At 56.3% G+C, this 15,981-nt stretch carries 20 protein-coding genes; 6 read left to right on the plus strand and 14 right to left on the minus strand.

The window, feature by feature from the left end; translation table 11 throughout:
• Positions 1-58 precede the first annotated feature (58 nt).
• Both JO226_RS08605 and ytfE read left to right on the plus strand, forming a co-directional pair.
• On the plus strand, positions 59-1,033 hold the full coding sequence (locus tag JO226_RS08605; RefSeq protein ID WP_293547367.1) for a DMT family transporter: 975 nt from the start codon (positions 59-61) through the stop codon (positions 1,031-1,033).
• A gap of 86 nt (positions 1,034-1,119) precedes the next feature.
• A complete protein-coding gene (ytfE, locus tag JO226_RS08610; RefSeq protein ID WP_293547370.1) occupies positions 1,120-1,782 on the plus strand; it encodes an iron-sulfur cluster repair protein YtfE in 663 nt (220 codons plus the stop codon).
• 62 nt (positions 1,783-1,844) lie between these two features.
• Here the strand turns inward: ytfE and cycA are convergent, their stop codons facing one another.
• Entirely contained in the window at positions 1,845-3,257 is a 1,413-nt protein-coding gene (gene cycA / locus JO226_RS08615) for a D-serine/D-alanine/glycine transporter (RefSeq protein ID WP_293547372.1), read from the minus strand.
• Between the two features lie 303 nt (positions 3,258-3,560).
• Positions 3,561-4,181 (minus strand): FKBP-type peptidyl-prolyl cis-trans isomerase, encoded by a 621-nt coding sequence (fklB, locus tag JO226_RS08620; protein WP_293547375.1) that lies wholly within the window; start codon positions 4,179-4,181, stop codon positions 3,561-3,563.
• A gap of 238 nt (positions 4,182-4,419) precedes the next feature.
• Between fklB and JO226_RS08625 the strand changes: the two genes are divergently transcribed.
• Positions 4,420-5,085, plus strand: coding sequence for a LysM-like peptidoglycan-binding domain-containing protein (locus JO226_RS08625; RefSeq protein ID WP_293547378.1), 666 nt, complete (start codon positions 4,420-4,422; stop codon positions 5,083-5,085).
• Between the two features lie 40 nt (positions 5,086-5,125).
• Here the strand turns inward: JO226_RS08625 and JO226_RS08630 are convergent, their stop codons facing one another.
• The 5 genes from JO226_RS08630 to rpsF all read right to left on the minus strand — a co-directional run bounded on the left by JO226_RS08630 (position 5,126) and on the right by rpsF (position 7,656).
• Complete coding sequence (locus JO226_RS08630) at positions 5,126-6,064, minus strand: DMT family transporter (RefSeq protein ID WP_293547381.1); 939 nt, start codon at positions 6,062-6,064, stop codon at positions 5,126-5,128.
• 154 nt (positions 6,065-6,218) lie between these two features.
• Positions 6,219-6,668 (minus strand): 50S ribosomal protein L9, encoded by a 450-nt coding sequence (gene rplI, locus JO226_RS08635; RefSeq protein WP_293547383.1) that lies wholly within the window; start codon positions 6,666-6,668, stop codon positions 6,219-6,221.
• A 39-nt stretch (positions 6,669-6,707) separates the two neighbouring features.
• Positions 6,708-6,935: a 30S ribosomal protein S18 gene (rpsR, locus tag JO226_RS08640; protein WP_002210155.1), complete on the minus strand. Its 228-nt coding sequence runs from the start codon at positions 6,933-6,935 to the stop codon at positions 6,708-6,710.
• Between the two features lie 4 nt (positions 6,936-6,939).
• Complete coding sequence (gene priB / locus JO226_RS08645) at positions 6,940-7,254, minus strand: primosomal replication protein N (RefSeq protein WP_293547387.1); 315 nt, start codon at positions 7,252-7,254, stop codon at positions 6,940-6,942.
• A gap of 6 nt (positions 7,255-7,260) precedes the next feature.
• On the minus strand, positions 7,261-7,656 hold the full coding sequence (gene rpsF, locus JO226_RS08650) for a 30S ribosomal protein S6 (protein ID WP_293547389.1): 396 nt from the start codon (positions 7,654-7,656) through the stop codon (positions 7,261-7,263).
• Positions 7,657-7,994: 338 nt separating this feature from the next.
• Between rpsF and JO226_RS08655 the strand changes: the two genes are divergently transcribed.
• Positions 7,995-8,270: a DUF1471 domain-containing protein gene (locus tag JO226_RS08655; RefSeq protein ID WP_293547513.1), complete on the plus strand. Its 276-nt coding sequence runs from the start codon at positions 7,995-7,997 to the stop codon at positions 8,268-8,270.
• A gap of 141 nt (positions 8,271-8,411) precedes the next feature.
• Here the strand turns inward: JO226_RS08655 and JO226_RS08660 are convergent, their stop codons facing one another.
• Genes JO226_RS08660 through ulaA form a run of 6 tightly spaced genes read right to left on the minus strand, consistent with a single transcriptional unit; the run spans position 8,412 to position 12,821 of the window.
• Positions 8,412-9,098: an L-ribulose-5-phosphate 4-epimerase gene (locus JO226_RS08660; protein ID WP_293547392.1), complete on the minus strand. Its 687-nt coding sequence runs from the start codon at positions 9,096-9,098 to the stop codon at positions 8,412-8,414.
• A complete protein-coding gene (locus JO226_RS08665; protein ID WP_293547395.1) occupies positions 9,098-9,952 on the minus strand; it encodes an L-ribulose-5-phosphate 3-epimerase in 855 nt (284 codons plus the stop codon). Before JO226_RS08665 ends, JO226_RS08660 begins: the two co-directional genes overlap by 1 nt.
• 9 nt (positions 9,953-9,961) lie before the next feature.
• The gene (gene ulaD, locus JO226_RS08670; RefSeq protein ID WP_293547397.1) at positions 9,962-10,612 is read right to left on the minus strand and encodes a 3-keto-L-gulonate-6-phosphate decarboxylase UlaD; all 651 of its coding nucleotides are present in this window, start codon (positions 10,610-10,612) and stop codon (positions 9,962-9,964) included.
• Between the two features lie 13 nt (positions 10,613-10,625).
• The gene (gene ulaC, locus JO226_RS08675) at positions 10,626-11,093 is read right to left on the minus strand and encodes a PTS ascorbate transporter subunit IIA (RefSeq protein WP_293547400.1); all 468 of its coding nucleotides are present in this window, start codon (positions 11,091-11,093) and stop codon (positions 10,626-10,628) included.
• A gap of 9 nt (positions 11,094-11,102) precedes the next feature.
• Positions 11,103-11,408 carry a PTS ascorbate transporter subunit IIB gene (gene ulaB / locus JO226_RS08680; RefSeq protein ID WP_003856022.1) on the minus strand — a complete coding sequence of 102 codons (306 nt, stop codon included), beginning with the start codon at positions 11,406-11,408 and terminating at the stop codon, positions 11,103-11,105.
• A 12-nt stretch (positions 11,409-11,420) separates the two neighbouring features.
• Entirely contained in the window at positions 11,421-12,821 is a 1,401-nt protein-coding gene (ulaA, locus tag JO226_RS08685) for a PTS ascorbate transporter subunit IIC (RefSeq protein ID WP_293547516.1), read from the minus strand.
• Positions 12,822-13,182: 361 nt separating this feature from the next.
• Between ulaA and ulaG the strand changes: the two genes are divergently transcribed.
• Positions 13,183-14,247, plus strand: coding sequence for an L-ascorbate 6-phosphate lactonase (gene ulaG, locus JO226_RS08690; RefSeq protein ID WP_293547519.1), 1,065 nt, complete (start codon positions 13,183-13,185; stop codon positions 14,245-14,247).
• A gap of 122 nt (positions 14,248-14,369) precedes the next feature.
• On the plus strand, positions 14,370-15,125 hold the full coding sequence (ulaR, locus tag JO226_RS08695) for an HTH-type transcriptional regulator UlaR (protein ID WP_293547431.1): 756 nt from the start codon (positions 14,370-14,372) through the stop codon (positions 15,123-15,125).
• Here the strand turns inward: ulaR and yjfP are convergent.
• Entirely contained in the window at positions 15,122-15,838 is a 717-nt protein-coding gene (gene yjfP, locus JO226_RS08700) for an esterase (RefSeq protein ID WP_293547434.1), read from the minus strand. The genes ulaR and yjfP overlap by 4 nt on opposite strands.
• Positions 15,839-15,981 lie beyond the last annotated feature (143 nt).

Raw genomic sequence — 15,981 nt, forward strand, 5'->3', positions numbered from 1 at the left:
AATACGTCGCCCCGGCCCACTTTCTACACTGCGTCTGTTTATTAAAAAGGTGCAGAACATGATGAGTGGCGTGCTGTATGCCCTGCTGGCGGGGTTGATGTGGGGATTAATTTTTGTCGGGCCGCTTATCGTGCCGGAATACCCGGCCGTGTTGCAGTCGATGGGGCGCTATCTGGCGCTGGGCCTGATTGCGCTTCCGCTGGCATGGCTTGGCCGCGCGCGCCTCAAACAGCTGCGCGCACGCGACTGGCGCACCGCGCTGTCGTTGACCCTGTTCGGCAATCTTATCTACTACGTGTGTCTCGCCAGCGCGATTCAGCGGGCGGGAGCGCCGGTATCGACGATGATCATCGGCACATTACCGGTGGTGATCCCCGTTTTCGCCAACCTGCTCTACAGCCAGCGCGACGGCAAGCTGCCGTGGTCGCGAATGGCGCCCGCGCTGGCATGTATCGCGATGGGTCTGCTGTGCGTCAATATCGCCGAACTGCGTCACACGCAGCCAGGGTTCAGCGGGTGGCGCTACGGCAGCGGCATCGGGCTGGCGCTGGTTTCGGTGATCTGCTGGGCCTGGTATGCGCTGCACAACGCCCGCTGGCTGCGGGAAAAACCGGATAAACACCCCATGATGTGGGCAACGGCGCAGGCGCTGGTGACGCTTCCCGTTTCTCTGCTTGGCTATATCGCCGCCTGCGTGTGGCTCGACACCCGTCACGACGCCTTTCCTTTGCCCTTCGGCCCTCGCCCCGAGGTATTTATCGCGCTAATGCTCACCATCGCCGTGTGTTGTTCATGGGTCGGCACGCTGTGCTGGAACATTGCCAGCCAGCGCCTGCCGACGGTGATCGTTGGCCCGCTTATCGTTTTTGAAACCCTGGCAGGGCTGCTTTACACCTTCCTGCTGCGCCAGAACCTGCCGCCGCTGCTGACCCTCAGCGGGATTGCGCTGCTGGTCGCGGGCGTCGTGATGGCGGTTCGCGCCAAACCGCAACCGCCCCGCCTGCAGGGGCTGGAGCGCGATACGGTGAAATAAAACGCCTGATATCCCAAAGGGGTATTCCTTTACCTTAAAGATGCATTTAAAATGCATATTATATTTTTAATGACGAGGTAACTGCGATGGCCTACCGTGACCAACCCCTGGGCGAACTGGCGCTCTCGATCCCCCGCGCCTCTGCGCTGTTTCGTAAGTACGATATGGACTACTGCTGCGGCGGTAAGCAGACGCTGGAGCGTGCGGCGGCGCGTAAAGAGCTGGACGTCGCGGTGATTGAAGCCGAACTGGCACAACTTGCTGAGCAGCCGGTAGAGAAAGAGTGGCGCACGACGCCGCTTGCAGACATTATCGACCACATCGTGGCGCGCTACCACGACCGCCACCGCGAGCAGTTACCGGAGCTCATCCTGCAGGCGACGAAAGTCGAGCGCGTTCACGCGGATAAACCGAACGTGCCGAAGGGCCTGACTAAATATCTGACGATGCTGAATCAGGAGCTCTCCAGCCACATGATGAAAGAAGAGCAGATCCTCTTCCCGATGATCAAACAGGGCATGGGCAGTCAGGCAATGGGTCCCATCAGCGTGATGGAAAGCGAGCATGACGAAGCGGGCGAACTGCTGGAGGTCATTAAGCACATCACCCACGGCGTGACGCCGCCGCCGGAAGCCTGTACCACCTGGAAAGCGATGTATAACGGAATTAACGAGCTGATTGACGACCTGATGGAACACATCAGCCTGGAGAACAACGTTTTGTTCCCGCGTGCCCTCGCAGGCGAATAAATAAGGCGCCCGAGAGCGCCCTACTGGAAGTCCGTGTTTGGGCCGCACTATGCGGCCTTTTTTTATTCGCGCATACCGGCCATGCGTTTCTTGCCGATAAACAGCCAACCCAGACCCAACGCGATGAACCACAGCGGCGTGACGATCAGCGCCTGACGGGTATCTTCTTCCAGCGTCAGCAGGACCAACACGAACACAAAGAACGCCATGCAGACCCAGCACATCAGCTTGCCCCACGGCATCTTGTAGGCGGATTTTTCATGCAGGTGCGGACGGTTTTTGCGGTACGCCAGGTAGGAGCACAGAATAATTGTCCAGACGAACATGAACAAAATCGCCGATACGGTGGTGATCATGGTGAATGCGCCGATCACGCTCGGGTTCACGTAGAGCATCACCACACCGCCCAACAGACAGATACAGGAGAAAGTCAGCCCTTTCGCCGGTACCGCGCGCTTAGACAGCTTCGCAAACGCCCTCGGCGCCACACCTTCCTGCGCCAGACCGAACAGCATACGGCTAGTGGAGAACACGCCGCTGTTGGCCGAAGAGGCCGCCGACGTCAGCACCACAAAGTTAATCAGGCTGGCGGCCGCTGGCAGGCCGACCAGCACGAACAGCTCAACGAACGGGCTCTTGGTCGGAACGACCGAGTTCCACGGCGTCACAGACATAATCACAATCAGCGCGAAAACGTAGAACATAATGATACGAATCGGGATCGAGTTAATCGCGCGCGGCAGCGACTTCTCCGGATCTTTGGTTTCCGCCGCGGTGGTGCCGACCAGCTCAATGCCCACAAAGGCGAAGACCGCTATCTGGAACCCGGCAAAGAAACCGCTGAGGCCTTTCGGGAACCAGCCGCCGTCATTCCACAGATGGGTGAAAGAAGCTTCAACACCGGTTGGCGATTTAAAGTGCATCATCACCATCACCAGGCCGACGACGATAAGACCAACGATGGCGACGATTTTGATCATCGCAAACCAGAACTCCATCTCACCGAACATTTTGACGGTGGCGAGGTTCAGGCTCAGCAGCAGAACGACCACCGCCAGCGACGCGACCCAATCGGAAAGACCGGGGAACCAGAACTGCGCATAGGCGGTAATGGCGACCACATCGGCCATGCCGGTAACCACCCAGCAAAACCAGTAGGTCCAGCCGGTGAAATACCCCGCCCACGGGCCTAACAGGTCGGAGGCGAAGTCGCTAAACGACTTATATTCGAGGTTCGAGAGCAGCAATTCGCCCATTGCACGCATCACGAAAAAGAGCATGAAGCCGATGATCATATAGACGAAAATGATCGACGGCCCGGCAAGGCTGATGGTTTTCCCCGACCCCATAAACAGCCCGGTACCAATCGCGCCCCCAATGGCAATAAGCTGAATATGACGGTTGGTGAGGTTTCGCCGTAGCGAGTGTTCGGTCGTTGCCTCTTCTGCGGCAGCGACTTTGACCTGATCTACCATGTGATTTCTTCCTGTTGTTCCTGTTGCGTTGTGTTGTGCGGGCTCTGCGGCCTTTTGGTCATGATCCTTGTATAAGGATGCATCGATATTAGGTAAGAATCGGCGGGATGAATACTATGAAATGAATATAATGTTAATTTATTGTTTAAAATGAGTGTTATATCACTCTGATAGCGCGAATTAGCTCACAAAAATACACTGGCCGTGCGCTTTTGCAAGATAAAATAGTAATTGTTTTCAAAACTAAGGGTTTTACGCTGATTTTTTCATCCTCTCCCGTCTCCGGGAGAGGATTCAGCCAAATTACAGGATTTCGAGCAGCTCAACGTCGAAAACCAGGGTGCTGAACGGCGGGATGGAGGCACCGGCGCCACGCTCGCCATACGCGAGGTTATGCGGAATGGTCAGTTCCCATTTGGAACCCACCGGCATCAGAGTCAGCGCTTCAATCCAGCCAGCGATCACGCCGTTAACCGGGAACTCAGCCGGTTCGCCGCGCGCGACGGAACTGTCGAACACGGTGCCGTCAATCAGCTTGCCGGTGTAGTGTACGCGGACATGGTCGGTACGCGCCGGGATAGCACCGTCGCCCTGAGTGATGACGCGGAACTGCAGGCCGGACTCCGTGCTGTTGACACCCTCTTTCTCACGGTTTTCTTCCAGATACTTCACGCCTTCCGAGGCCATTGCCTCAAAACGCTCACGACGTACCGCATCGGCACGTTCGTGGATCTCGCGCAGCGCGCGGTGTACGACATCTACCGGCACCTGCGGCTTTTTGCCTTCCAGCGCGTCGGCAATACCGGCAACCAGTGCTTCTGGCAGCAGGCCTTCCAGACCGGATTCGCTGAGTTGTTGTCCTACCTGGAGGCCGATACCGTAACTGGCCTGAGCTTCAATGGTGTCAAACGTCGGGGTTGCCATGCTCTTTCCTTTCATCGGATGTAAATCAGCGGGCAGCATAGCAGCCCGATCGCGTCGGGTAAAACTTTGTCGCAGGGAGGATGACAAATCGCAGGGAAACAGAAACAATAGGGATGTCGGCATTTTCTGATTTTGATGTCACGAAAGTGGGCTTTGCTACGTACATCAGAACGTTAGCCATCTATACTAGAAGCGGATGGTACAGGACAAAAAAATTATGCGGAGCAGGAGGAAAGCCATGCCCGGGCGCTTTGAACTGAAACCTACCCTGGCGAAGATCTGGCACGCCCCGGATCATTTTCGCATCATGGACCCGCTACCGCCCATGCACCGCCGCGGCATCATTGCCGGCGCCGTACTGGTGATTATCGGCTTCCTGCTCCCCGCTGCGGATAACAGCTCCGCCCCGCCGGTCAGCCGTAACGCGCAGCTCGATCTGCAATCGCAGTCTCAGCTGCAATCTTCAACGCCGCAGGCCGTTCCGCTGCCGCCTCACGCCTCCACCCCGCCGGTTAACGATCCCGATCAGGTCGCGCCCGTCGCGCCCGAGCCGCTGCAGGATGAGCAGCCCGCCGATCAGGAGCAAAGCCAGCCAGTGACTCAGCAGCCGCAGCGCCAGTCATCGGCGCCTGGCGCAGAGCAGCAGTGGCGCTCCTATCGCGTTGAGCCGGGTAAAACGATGGCGCAGCTGTTCCGCGACCATAACCTGCCGCCGACCGACGTCTATTCCATGTCGCAGGTGGAAGGCGCGGGCAAGCCGCTCAGCAACCTGCAGGCAGGCCAGAGAGTGCAGATTCGCCAGAACGCTAATGGCGTAGTCACCGGCCTGACGATTGATACCGGCAACGGTCAGCAGGTGCTGTTCACCCGCCAGACCGACGGCAGTTTTATCCGCGCGCGATAACCCGCACCCCGGCCGCGCAGTGCTGCCGGGGCCGCTCGCCTCAACGGGCCTTTCGCCCCGACTTATTCACCCACCAGATCCCTGAACACACCAGCACCAGCGCGATGGCATACTTCCATTCGAGAATGTTCTCCCCCAGGAAGATGCTGGAGAGCACGGTCCCGGCCACCGGGATCACAAAGTTAAACGGCGCAATCATGCTGACGCGATTGTATTTGAGCAGCGTGCTCCAGAGGGCGAACGCCACCGATGACAGCAGAGTCAGGTATCCCAGCACCGCCATCGCCGTCACGCTATCAAACGCGAGAGTGCCGCCGCCAAGATAGCCGCCCGCCACCAGCACCGCGCCGCCAATGCCCAGCTGCCAGCCAGTCATCACCGTGGGGTCGACGGTCTGGGAGATACGCTTACCGTACAGGGTGGCGGCAGAGAGAATAAACGCCGCCAGCACCACGAACCCGTCGCCCAACCAGACAAAGGAGAAATCCATCAACGAATGGTTGAAGTTCACCAGCATGACGCCGGCAAAGCCGAGAATGCAGCCCAGCGTTTTGTTGTAGCTCAGCTTGTCATTCTGGTAGATAAAGTGCGCCAGCAGCACGCTGAAGAAGGTCCCGGTGGCGTTCATGATCGATCCCTTAACCCCGGTGGTAAAGGCAAGGCCGATATAGAAAATGGCGTACTGAATTGAGGTCTGCGTAGCGCCAAGCAGCGCCAGTTGACCGAACTGATGACGGCTTAACCGCGCAATCGGTTTACGCTGCGCGAGCGCAAAAAGCAGCAGCAGAAGCCCGGCAAACAAAAAGCGGTAGCCGGCAAAAATGATTTTCGACGCAATATCGTCGGTTGCGATATGGAAAAGTTCATAGCCATTTTTAATGGCCGGATACGAACTGCCCCACAGCAGGCAGCACAGTGTCGCCCCCGCGTAGACGACCTTCCTGCGCGTAAAAAGCGGTGCTGAAGTCACCATCTCCATTGTGTTCACCAGAAAATAAAATCACGTTTTATTTCATTATCCGGAAATGGGCGACGAATAGCTATCATACAAGCAGAAAAGCCGGGGAAGAATGGCGCTAAAAAGCAAAACGCCGGCACAAGGCCGGCGCTTCGACGTGATGACGAGTAATTACTTACTCAGCAACAACGTTTACAACCAGTTTCGCGAATACTTCGCTGTGAACCTGGAAGTCCACTTCGTGCTCACCGGTGGTACGCAGAACGCCGTTCGGCAGGCGAACTTCGCTCTTGGCAACAGCAACGCCAGCAGCAGTAACTGCATCAGCGATGTCGCGAGTACCGATGGAACCGAACAGTTTACCTTCGTCGCCAGATTTGGACGCGATGGTAACGGTGCCCAGTGCGTTGATTGACTCAGCGCGAGCGTTAGCAGCGGCCAGAACGTCAGCCAGTTTGGCTTCCAGTTCAGCGCGACGTGCTTCGAAAAACTCAACGTTTTTCTTGGTAGCCGGAACAGCTTTACCCTGCGGAACCAGGAAGTTACGAGCGTAGCCCGCTTTAACGTTAACCTGATCACCCAGGCTACCCAGGTTTGCTACTTTATCAAGCAGAATAACTTGCATTACCTTATCCTCTTTAAGTCGTTAATAGACAGCGGCCGATTACTGATGACGATCGGTATACGGCAGCAGGGACAGGTAGCGAGCGCGCTTGATGCAGCGAGCCAGCTGACGCTGGTATTTTGCACGAGTACCGGTGATACGGCTCGGGACAATTTTACCGCTTTCGGTAATGTAGTTTTTCAACGTTGCGATGTCTTTGTAATCAATCTCAACAACGCCTTCCGCGGTGAAACGGCAGAACTTGCGACGACGGAAATAACGTGCCATTTGGCTAGTCTCCAGAATCTATCAATTCAATCTGCTCGGCATGCAGTACCATTTTGCTCAGGCCATTTCGCGCCTTGTGGCAGCTGATAAAGCCATGAACGGTAACCTGCGAGCCGACCGTTATACTGTGAGTAATGGCCTGGTTCTCATGTCCGCTGATTATGACGGGCATTTGGCACCACGCCTGCCGGTGAAAACCGGCTTCCTCCTGCATCGAACGGTGCTCAAGCACGAACTGGCAGTGAGGAATTCCTGATGGGCTGACCTTTCGAAGGGGCATCCTGCACACGGTGCCGGATAACACCAGACGGTTGGCCATCAGTGATTACTCTTCAGAATCCCCAGCATCAGCATCATCTGCGGTTTCGTTTGCGAAATCATCGCGACGCTCACGGCGCTCGTCTTTCGCTTTAACCATCGGAGATGCTTCGGTAACAGCGTGCTTAGTACGCATTACCATGCTACGGATAACGGCATCGTTGAAGCGGAAGTTAGTTTCCAGCTCATCGATAACTTCCTGCGGCGCTTCAACGTTCAGCAGAACGTAGTGCGCTTTGTGCAGTTTGTTGATCGGGTAAGCCAGCTGACGGCGGCCCCAGTCTTCCAGACGGTGGATCTTGCCTTCTGCTGCAGTGATTGCACCAGTGTAGCGCTCGATCATACCCGGAACCTGTTCGCTCTGGTCAGGATGGACCATAAAAACGATTTCGTAATGACGCATCGAATTGCTCCTTACGGATTATTCAGCCTCCTGTCTGGGTCAGCCGCGGCCCGGGGAGGCAAGGAACGTGGTTAAAAGGCGGCTGAAAAATTGACGCGTCATTCTACTTGCGCCCCACAGGAAACTCAAGGCCATTGCGCAAAAAATTCGCACAAAGCGCAAAACCGCACAAAATCGGCGACTTAAAATTAAGTCATGAAGGAAACGCGATTTTTTTGAACAACTGCATCAGAAATGGTCGCGAATCGATCGGACTGGAGCGATTACACTTAAATCAGACCTTATCTGACTTCAGAAGGAGCCCCCTCAACGTAGCAGGCTGTAGTGGAGTAATCATCATGAAAAACATCGCAATTGCCGTCATGGCTGCGGTTTTGCTCAGCACAAACGCGATGGCAGCCATCAAAATAGACGGTCGTCAGGCCCAAAACATGGACGATGTGCGAAGCTTAGGCGTTATTTACATCAATCATAACATCGCCACCGAAAGCGAAGCCGTTCAGGCCCTGAGTGAAGAGAGCGACGCCAGAGGCGCCAAATTCTTTCACCCGATATTGATACACGAACCCGGCAGTAATGGCGTTATCCACGCCAGCGCTGACGTTTACCGCTAGCACCAGGAACACCCATTAAAAACATTACCATCATTGTATTTTGCCCCCTGAACGGGGGCTTTTTTTCGCCCGCAGGCAAGAGTAAGGCTCCGGAACCTGACCAGCACATCCCCACGATGAATGTCGGTTCCGGAGCGCTTATCATTTCTGCCCGTAGTAGGCGTCAGGCCCGTGCTTGCGCATAAAGTGCTTATGCATCAGATAACTGTCGATAGCATGAAGCTGCGGATTAATTCCGCGAGCGATCCACGCCATACGCGCCACCTCCTCCATGACGACGGCATTGTGTACCGCATCATGGGCATCTTTCCCCCAGGCAAACGGCCCGTGCTGATACACCACGATCCCGGGCGTATGCAGCGGTTCGCGTTCGCCCAGCGTTTCGATGATGACCTTACCGGTGTTGAGCTCGTACTCGCCCTGCACTTCTTCTTCGCTCAATGCCCGCGTACAGGGAATATCGCCAAAGAAGTAGTCCGCATGCGTCGTGCCGAGCGCCGGGATAGCCAGACCGGCCTGCGCCCACGCGGTCGCGTGCGTGGAGTGGGTATGCACGACGCCGCCAAGCGTCGGATACCGCCGGTAAAGCGCCAGGTGCGTGGCGGTATCCGAGGAGGGACGCCACTTCCCGTCCACCACCCGCCCCTCCATATCCACCACTACCATGTCTTCCGCCTGCAGGGTTTCATAGGCCACGCCGCTGGGTTTGATGACCACCCACCCGCGCGGACGGTCAATAGCGCTGACGTTGCCCCAGGTGAAGGTCACCAGCCCGTGGCGCGGCAAAGCCATATTGGCGTCAAACACCTGCTGTTTAAGCTCACGCATTATGCCGCCTCCACTAAGCCCGCAGCGGCCATCCGGGCAAGCACCCAGTCGCGCGCGCTGGCGACTTCCTGCGCCGGGTTATCCGCCGTTTCGCTCCACATTTCAATCAGATAAGGTCCGCAATAACCGCTCTGTTTAAGCGTGCGGAAACACTGCTCGAAATCCACCACCCCGGTGCCGAACGGGACGTTTTTGAAAACGCCAGGACGGGTGTCTTTCACATGCACCGCCACGATATGCCCGATACCCGCCTGCAGCTCCATCTGCACGTCGTTGTCCCAGGCCGACAGGTTGCCGATATCCGGGTAGAGCTGGAACCAGGGGTTATTCAGGTAGTGCGCGTAACCCAGGGCCTTGCTGATCGAGTTCATTAACGGATAGTCCATGATCTCCATCGCCAGCGTTACCTGCGCCCGGCTCGCCATCTCGACGCTCGCTTTCAGCCCGTCGCGAAAGCGGCGGCGCGTCTGGTCGTTGGCTTCCTGATAGTAGACGTCGTAACCCGCCAGCTGAATAACGCGAATACCAATATCCTGGGCAAACTGAATCGCTTTACGCATGATCTCCAGCCCCTGCGCGCGAACGGCGTCATCTTCGCTGCCGAGCGGGAAACGACGATGCGCGCTCAGGCACATAGATGGCACACGTACGCCGGTCCCGGCGATAGCGCTCACTAACGCCAGACGCTGCTCCCGGCTCCAGTCAAGGCGCGAGAGGCGCTCGTCGGTTTCATCAATGGACATCTCAACGAAGTCAAAGCCCAGCGATTGCGCCAGCCGCAGCCGCTCCAGCCAGCACTCCCCGGCGGGGAGCGCTTTTTCGTAGATGCCGAGCGGGAACTGTTTTGACAGCATAACCGCTCCTTAGCCCCACAGTTGGGCGATGGAACGCTTAAACTGACGCGCCGCTTCAACCGGAGAGGCCGCATCGCGAATGCTGCGACCGGCGATAAACACGTGAATCGGAATGCCCTTGAACAGCGGCAGATCCTCCAGCGCCAGCCCGCCGGTGACGGTGACTTTAAAGCCCATATCCGCCAGACGCGTGATCGCGCTGATATCCGCATCACCCCAGGCCACGCCTGCGGCCTGCGCGTCGCGGCTGCGGTGGTACACTACCTGCTGGATTCCGGCATCGCGCCATTCCTGCGCCTGCTCCCAGGTCCAGAAGCCGGTCAGCTCGATCTGCACATCGCCGTTAAACTCTTTCGCCACATCCAGCGCGCCTTTGGCGGTGTTGATATCCGCACAGCAGATGACCGTGACCCAGTCGGCGTTCGCTTCAAAACACATACGGGAGAGTATCTTGCCCGCATCGGCGATTTTGGCGTCCGCCAGCACGATTTTATGCGGGTACAGCGCTTTCAGATCGCGCACCGCGCGTACGCCTTCGCCCACGCACAGAATGGTGCCGACTTCGATGATGTCGACTTCTTCGGCAATCAGTCGGGTGGTTTCATAAGCGTGGGACAGCGTCTGGTTATCCAGTGCGACCTGCAACATGGGTAATGACATGTTTAATTCCTTCTCAGAGTGCCGCCGCAGTGGCGTTATCAATTAAATCCAGCACTTCCTGCTCGGTGCGGCAGGCGCGTAAACGATCAAAGTTGGCTTCATCGTCAAACAGGTTGACTATCTGCATGATCCCCACCTCCTGGTGGGTGTTGGCATCGACAGCCGCCATAGTGATCAGGATATCGACCGGGTCGTTATCTTCGTGGTTAAACACCAGCGGCGTTTTCAACGTCACCAGCGCAAAACCCGTTTTCTTCACGCCCTCTTCCGGGCGGCCATGCGGCATCGCAAGGCCCGGCGCAATCACGAAATAGGGGCCGTGCTGCGCAACGCCATCGAGAATGGCCTGGTAGTAACGTGGCTCGACAACGTCAGCCTTGACCAGCAGATCCACACTCAGCTTCACCGCGTCCTGCCAGGAGCTGGCTTCGGCCTGCAAAAGGATGGAGTGATTGTCTGCCAGCGAATCACGAAGTTTCATAGGGCGTCCTTACTTCACATCTTGTGGGAAGTGCTCTTTGATCACTTCCAGCAGTTTTGGGCCAAAATCAGCGGGCGACAGCATGTTGCGCACGCCGACCACATATTTGTTGCCTGAAACGCTAATTTCGCCGGCGATATGGGTAGAGGCGATGATGATGTCCGCGCCGTTCAACTCACTTTTGTATTCCCCCACCGCGCAACTGTTCACCGTGTGGTCAATGTTTGACTGGGTTAAAAACTGGTCCACTTTCATCTTCATGATCATGGAGCTACCTTGCCCATTGCCACACACAGCCAGGATACGTACGGTCATAATCGGAACTCCTTATTGAGCAGAGGTTTCTGCCAGTTGTTTTTCAGCATCTTCTTCAGCCCGCAGCGTACGGCTGGCGAAGAACATGTAAGCCAGTGAAATCAAAATAATGACGGTCATAAAGGCCAGACCGATGGAGGCGAAGCCCTGCATCATCGGCGGCGCCAGAATTGACCAGTCCGCCATCCCCATCCAGGCGCTCATGCCGGTCAGCTTGACCGCCCATACACAGCCGAAAATCTCAATCATGCCCATCACCAGGCAAATTTTGAGCGCCGCGCGCCAGCCGCCGAAGTGGTTGGCGAAGACGCCGATGGTGGCGTTAGAGAAGAACATCGGGATAAAGCCCGGAATGATAAGGATGGAGGAACCGACGCCCACCAGAATGCCCACTGCAATAAGTTGGCCGATGGTGCCCCACATGAAACCCCAGACCACTGCGTTCGGCGCGAAGCTATAGATAGCCGCACAGTCGATAGCCAGCACGGCGCCGGGGATCAGGCGCTGGGAAATGCCGTTGAAGGCTTCTGACAGCTCGGCGACGAACATGCGCACGCCCTGAGTGATGATGAAAATCGCCACCGCGAACTGGAAGCCGGTTTGCAGAATGTAGATAGTCCAGTGGGTTTTACCGGCCATCGCCTGCACGGTATCAATACCGAAGGAGAGCAGAATGGCGCCGAAGAAAATGGTCATCACGATCGCCGTCGAGACGATATTGTCATGGAAGATATTGAGCCAGCCCGGCAGCTTAAGGTCTTCAACGCTCTCCTCTTTTTTCCCCAGATAAGGCGCGACTTTATACGCGATCCAGGAGGCGAACTGCTGTTGGTGTCCGATGGAGAAACCGCAGCCGTCCGTCACATCCTGAGTCGGTTTGTACATCATGTTGGAGGTGATGCCCCAGTACAGCGACACCAGCACCGCGGTGCACAGAATGGTCGTCCACATCGGGTAGCCGAAGATGTAAAAGAACACGGCGATAAGCCCGGCCTGCTGGAACATGATGTGGCCGGTCAGCATGATGGTGCGAATGCCGGTGATTCGCCGCAGCAGCACATAAATAATGTTCAGCGCCAGCGCCAGCAGCACCGCATATCCCACCCAGCTGTAGGCCTCGCCCATGCGTTCGATCGTCGCCATCATCGACGCGTAGGTATCCGAGATAGCGCCGTTGATGCCGTACACTTCCGACATTTTCGCAACCACCGGTTTAAAAGTGCTGGTGAGAATGCCGGAACCCGCCTGCAGGAGCATAAAACCGATAATGGTTTTAATCGTCCCTTTGATGATTACGCTGACGTTTTTTCGTAACAGGATATAGCCCAGGCACGTCACGATCCCCAACAACAGCGGGGCATTGGTCATGACCTGGTTAAAGAACACGGTAAAGATGTTGTAGAGGATCTCCATAATGCGCTCCGTCAGTTGGCGACGCTGAACCTGAATGCTCAGCACATGTTGTGTCGCCCACTCTAATAATCACAAACAATCACAACAAGATTGAATTTGATTAAATGTGAGCCCGCCCGCAAATTATCCCCCTTGTCTTCATATGGAATTAACGATCTTTGCAAATTATTGACACAAACACACACAACATATTGAAAATTAATGAATTAAATAAATACTCACCTCGTTACAAGAACATACAAGCTGCATGACTTATCCGCACAAGAGCGCAAAACGAGTGGTTGCATTAACCGTGTAACGGTGTCAGGATTAATCATAACGAATCACAAAATGATTATTTATGACAAAAGAGGTCGCCGCAATGAGTAAAGTGAACAGCATCACCCGTGAGTCATGGATCCTCAGCACATTCCCGGAATGGGGCAGTTGGCTGAATGAAGAAATCGCGCAGGAGTGCGTTGCGCCAGGCACATTCGCCATGTGGTGGCTGGGCTGTACGGGGATTTGGCTGAAATCAGAAGGGAATGCCAACCTGTGCGTGGATTTCTGGTGCGGCACCGGCAAGCAGAGTCACGGCAACCCGTTGATGAAAAAAGGCCACCAGATGCAGCGCATGGCGGGGGTTGAAAAACTGCAGCCGAATCTGCGCACCACGCCGTTTGTGCTCGATCCGTTCGCCATTCGTCAGATAGACGCGGTGCTCTCCACCCACGATCATAACGATCACATCGACGTTAACGTCGCGGCGGCGGTGATGCAGAACTGCGCTGACGATGTGCCGTTTATCGGGCCGCAGACCTGCGTTGACCTGTGGATTGGCTGGGGCGTGCCGAAAGCGCGCTGCATCGTGGTGAAACCGGGCGATGTCGTCAAAGTGAAGGATATCGAAATCCACGCGCTGGACGCCTTCGACCGCACCGCGCTTATCACCCTCCCGGCTGACCAGAAAGCCGCGGGCGTGCTGCCGGACGGTATGGACGAACGCGCCGTCAACTACCTGTTCAAAACCCCGGGCGGTACGCTGTATCACAGCGGCGATTCCCACTACTCCAACTACTACGCAAAGCATGGCAACGAGCACCATATCGACGTGGCGCTAGGCTCCTACGGCGAAAATCCGCGCGGCATCACCGACAAAATGACCAGCGCCGACATCCTGCGGATGGCGGAGTCGCTGAATGCGAAAGTGGTGATTCCGTTCCATCACGACATCTGGTCAAACTTCCAGGCCGACCCGCAGGAAATTCGCGTCCTGTGGGAGATGAAAAAAGACCGCCTGAAGTATGGCTTCAAACCGTTTATCTGGCAGGTTGGCGGCAAATTCACCTGGCCATTGGATAAAGACAATTTTGAGTACCACTATCCACGTGGGTTTGACGATTGCTTTACCATTGAGCCTGATCTGCCGTTCAAATCTTTCCTCTGATCGTCTCCCTCCCGGCGCGCCTCTTGAACGCGGCGTGTCGGGGGAGAAAGACGACTTTAGCTTAGTAATTTCAGGCTATTTCAAATATCATCAACAAAAATCACGAATCACCGGAATAGCTCATGACGGAAGCACAAAGACACCAAATTATCCTCGAACAGTTGACCCAGTCTGGCTTTGTCACGGTGGAACAGGTCATCGACAGGCTGGGGATTTCACCGGCCACCGCGCGGCGGGATATCAACAAACTCGACACTATCGGCAAGCTGAAGAAAGTGCGTAACGGCGCAGAAGCCGTCAGCCAACAGCGCCCGCGCTGGACGCCGATGAACATTCATCAGGCGCTGAACCATGATGAGAAAGTCCGTATCGCCAGAGCTGCCTCACAGCTGGTCAGCCCCAGTGAAAGCGTGGTGATTAACTGCGGCTCTACCGCCTTCCTGCTGGGCCGTGAAATGTGCGGTAAACCGGTACAAATCATCACGAACTACCTGCCGCTGGCGAACTACCTGATTGAACAGGAGCACGACAGCGTGATCATCATGGGCGGGCAGTACAACAAAAGCCAGGCGATCACGCTGAGCCCGCAGGGCAGCGACAATACCCTGTATGCCGGGCACTGGATGTTCACCAGCGGCAAAGGACTGACCGCCGATGGACTGTATAAAACCGACATGCTCACCGCGATGGCCGAGCAGAAAATGCTTAACGGCGTCGGCAAGCTGGTCGCACTGGTCGACAGCAGCAAAGTCGGCGAGCGCGCCGGTATGCTGTTCAGCCGCGCCGATGAGATAGATATGGTAATCACCGGTAAAGAAGCGAATCCGGAGATCCTAAAGCAGCTTCAGGCTCAGGGCGTTGAGATTCTGCTGGTTTAAAGGTGCGCGTTAAAAAACGCCACGGTGCAGTCCAGCGCTTCCGGCGTAATGCGGTGACGTACGCCCGCCTGCCAGTGGCACGTCAGGTTGTTATCCAGCCCCGCCTGCCGTAGCGCCTGTTGTAAACGGAACGACTCTCCCGCCGGAACGATATCGTCATCTTCACCGTGCCAGAGCATCAGCGGACGGCTGGCGAGGGCGGGAAGGCGCGGCGCAATGTCCCAGCCAGCAAGGCGCGCGGTCGGGAACCCTGGGGACGGAAACAGGGTGTGCGACAGCGTGGTGAAGTAGCCCGACCCCATCAGGCTGGCGGCGCAGGCCACCTCCGGGTAGTGCGCCGCGATCCCAAGCGCCGCCATGGCGCCCATTGACGCGCCCGCCACCGCCAGACGCTCTTCCGCCAGCCAGCCTTGCTGGCGTATCGCCTCCCGCAGCGCGGAAAATTCCTCAACGCTATTAAGCAGGATCGGCCAGAAGCGCTGTAGGCGCTGTTTTTCATCGCCGTCATAGCGCGCCCCGTGGCTGTCGGCATCGGGCATAATGACGCGAAACCCGGCGTGGGCCAGGGCAACGGCGAAATAGCTGTACACCCATTTCGACGACGTAAAACCATGATAAAACACCACGCACGGCAGCGGCGCATCGGCCGCACTGCGCGGGCAGGCATGGAGAACTTCACCGCCAGCAAGGTTTCGCACTTCAAGTTCAATCATTTACGCTCTCCTTCTTTTATGCTGATATGCCATGCGGCAATGGGGCATGCAAGTTTATCTGTGCGCAGGCGCCTGCTAATGTTGAGAGGTGGATTACGCTTTCTGGAGATTTTCATTCGAAAATCGCGTCAGAGCTAACAGAT

It is taken from the genome of Pluralibacter sp. (genome assembly GCF_019237635.1).
Taxonomy (GTDB): domain Bacteria; phylum Pseudomonadota; class Gammaproteobacteria; order Enterobacterales; family Enterobacteriaceae; genus Enterobacter_B.

Bases quoted from the DNA above. Each gene is read 5' to 3' on its own strand.
- ulaG (WP_293547519.1), top strand. From the start codon at position 13,183: ATGAGTAAAGTGAACAGCATCACCCGTGAGTCATGGATCCTCAGCACA.
- fklB (WP_293547375.1), bottom strand. From the start codon at position 4,181: ATGGCAACCCCGACGTTTGACACCATTGAAGCTCAGGCCAGTTACGGT.
- ulaD (WP_293547397.1), bottom strand. From the start codon at position 10,612: ATGTCATTACCCATGTTGCAGGTCGCACTGGATAACCAGACGCTGTCC.
- JO226_RS08660 (WP_293547392.1), bottom strand. From the start codon at position 9,098: ATGCGTGAGCTTAAACAGCAGGTGTTTGACGCCAATATGGCTTTGCCG.
- ulaA (WP_293547516.1), bottom strand. From the start codon at position 12,821: ATGGAGATCCTCTACAACATCTTTACCGTGTTCTTTAACCAGGTCATG.
- priB (WP_293547387.1), bottom strand. From the start codon at position 7,254: ATGGCCAACCGTCTGGTGTTATCCGGCACCGTGTGCAGGATGCCCCTT.
- JO226_RS08655 (WP_293547513.1), top strand. From the start codon at position 7,995: ATGAAAAACATCGCAATTGCCGTCATGGCTGCGGTTTTGCTCAGCACA.
- rplI (WP_293547383.1), bottom strand. From the start codon at position 6,668: ATGCAAGTTATTCTGCTTGATAAAGTAGCAAACCTGGGTAGCCTGGGT.
- ulaR (WP_293547431.1), top strand. From the start codon at position 14,370: ATGACGGAAGCACAAAGACACCAAATTATCCTCGAACAGTTGACCCAG.
- cycA (WP_293547372.1), bottom strand. From the start codon at position 3,257: ATGGTAGATCAGGTCAAAGTCGCTGCCGCAGAAGAGGCAACGACCGAA.
- ulaC (WP_293547400.1), bottom strand. From the start codon at position 11,093: ATGAAACTTCGTGATTCGCTGGCAGACAATCACTCCATCCTTTTGCAG.
- JO226_RS08625 (WP_293547378.1), top strand. From the start codon at position 4,420: ATGCCCGGGCGCTTTGAACTGAAACCTACCCTGGCGAAGATCTGGCAC.
- rpsF (WP_293547389.1), bottom strand. From the start codon at position 7,656: ATGCGTCATTACGAAATCGTTTTTATGGTCCATCCTGACCAGAGCGAA.
- JO226_RS08665 (WP_293547395.1), bottom strand. From the start codon at position 9,952: ATGCTGTCAAAACAGTTCCCGCTCGGCATCTACGAAAAAGCGCTCCCC.
- rpsR (WP_002210155.1), bottom strand. From the start codon at position 6,935: ATGGCACGTTATTTCCGTCGTCGCAAGTTCTGCCGTTTCACCGCGGAA.
- ulaB (WP_003856022.1), bottom strand. From the start codon at position 11,408: ATGACCGTACGTATCCTGGCTGTGTGTGGCAATGGGCAAGGTAGCTCC.
- JO226_RS08605 (WP_293547367.1), top strand. From the start codon at position 59: ATGATGAGTGGCGTGCTGTATGCCCTGCTGGCGGGGTTGATGTGGGGA.
- JO226_RS08630 (WP_293547381.1), bottom strand. From the start codon at position 6,064: ATGGAGATGGTGACTTCAGCACCGCTTTTTACGCGCAGGAAGGTCGTC.
- yjfP (WP_293547434.1), bottom strand. From the start codon at position 15,838: ATGATTGAACTTGAAGTGCGAAACCTTGCTGGCGGTGAAGTTCTCCAT.
- ytfE (WP_293547370.1), top strand. From the start codon at position 1,120: ATGGCCTACCGTGACCAACCCCTGGGCGAACTGGCGCTCTCGATCCCC.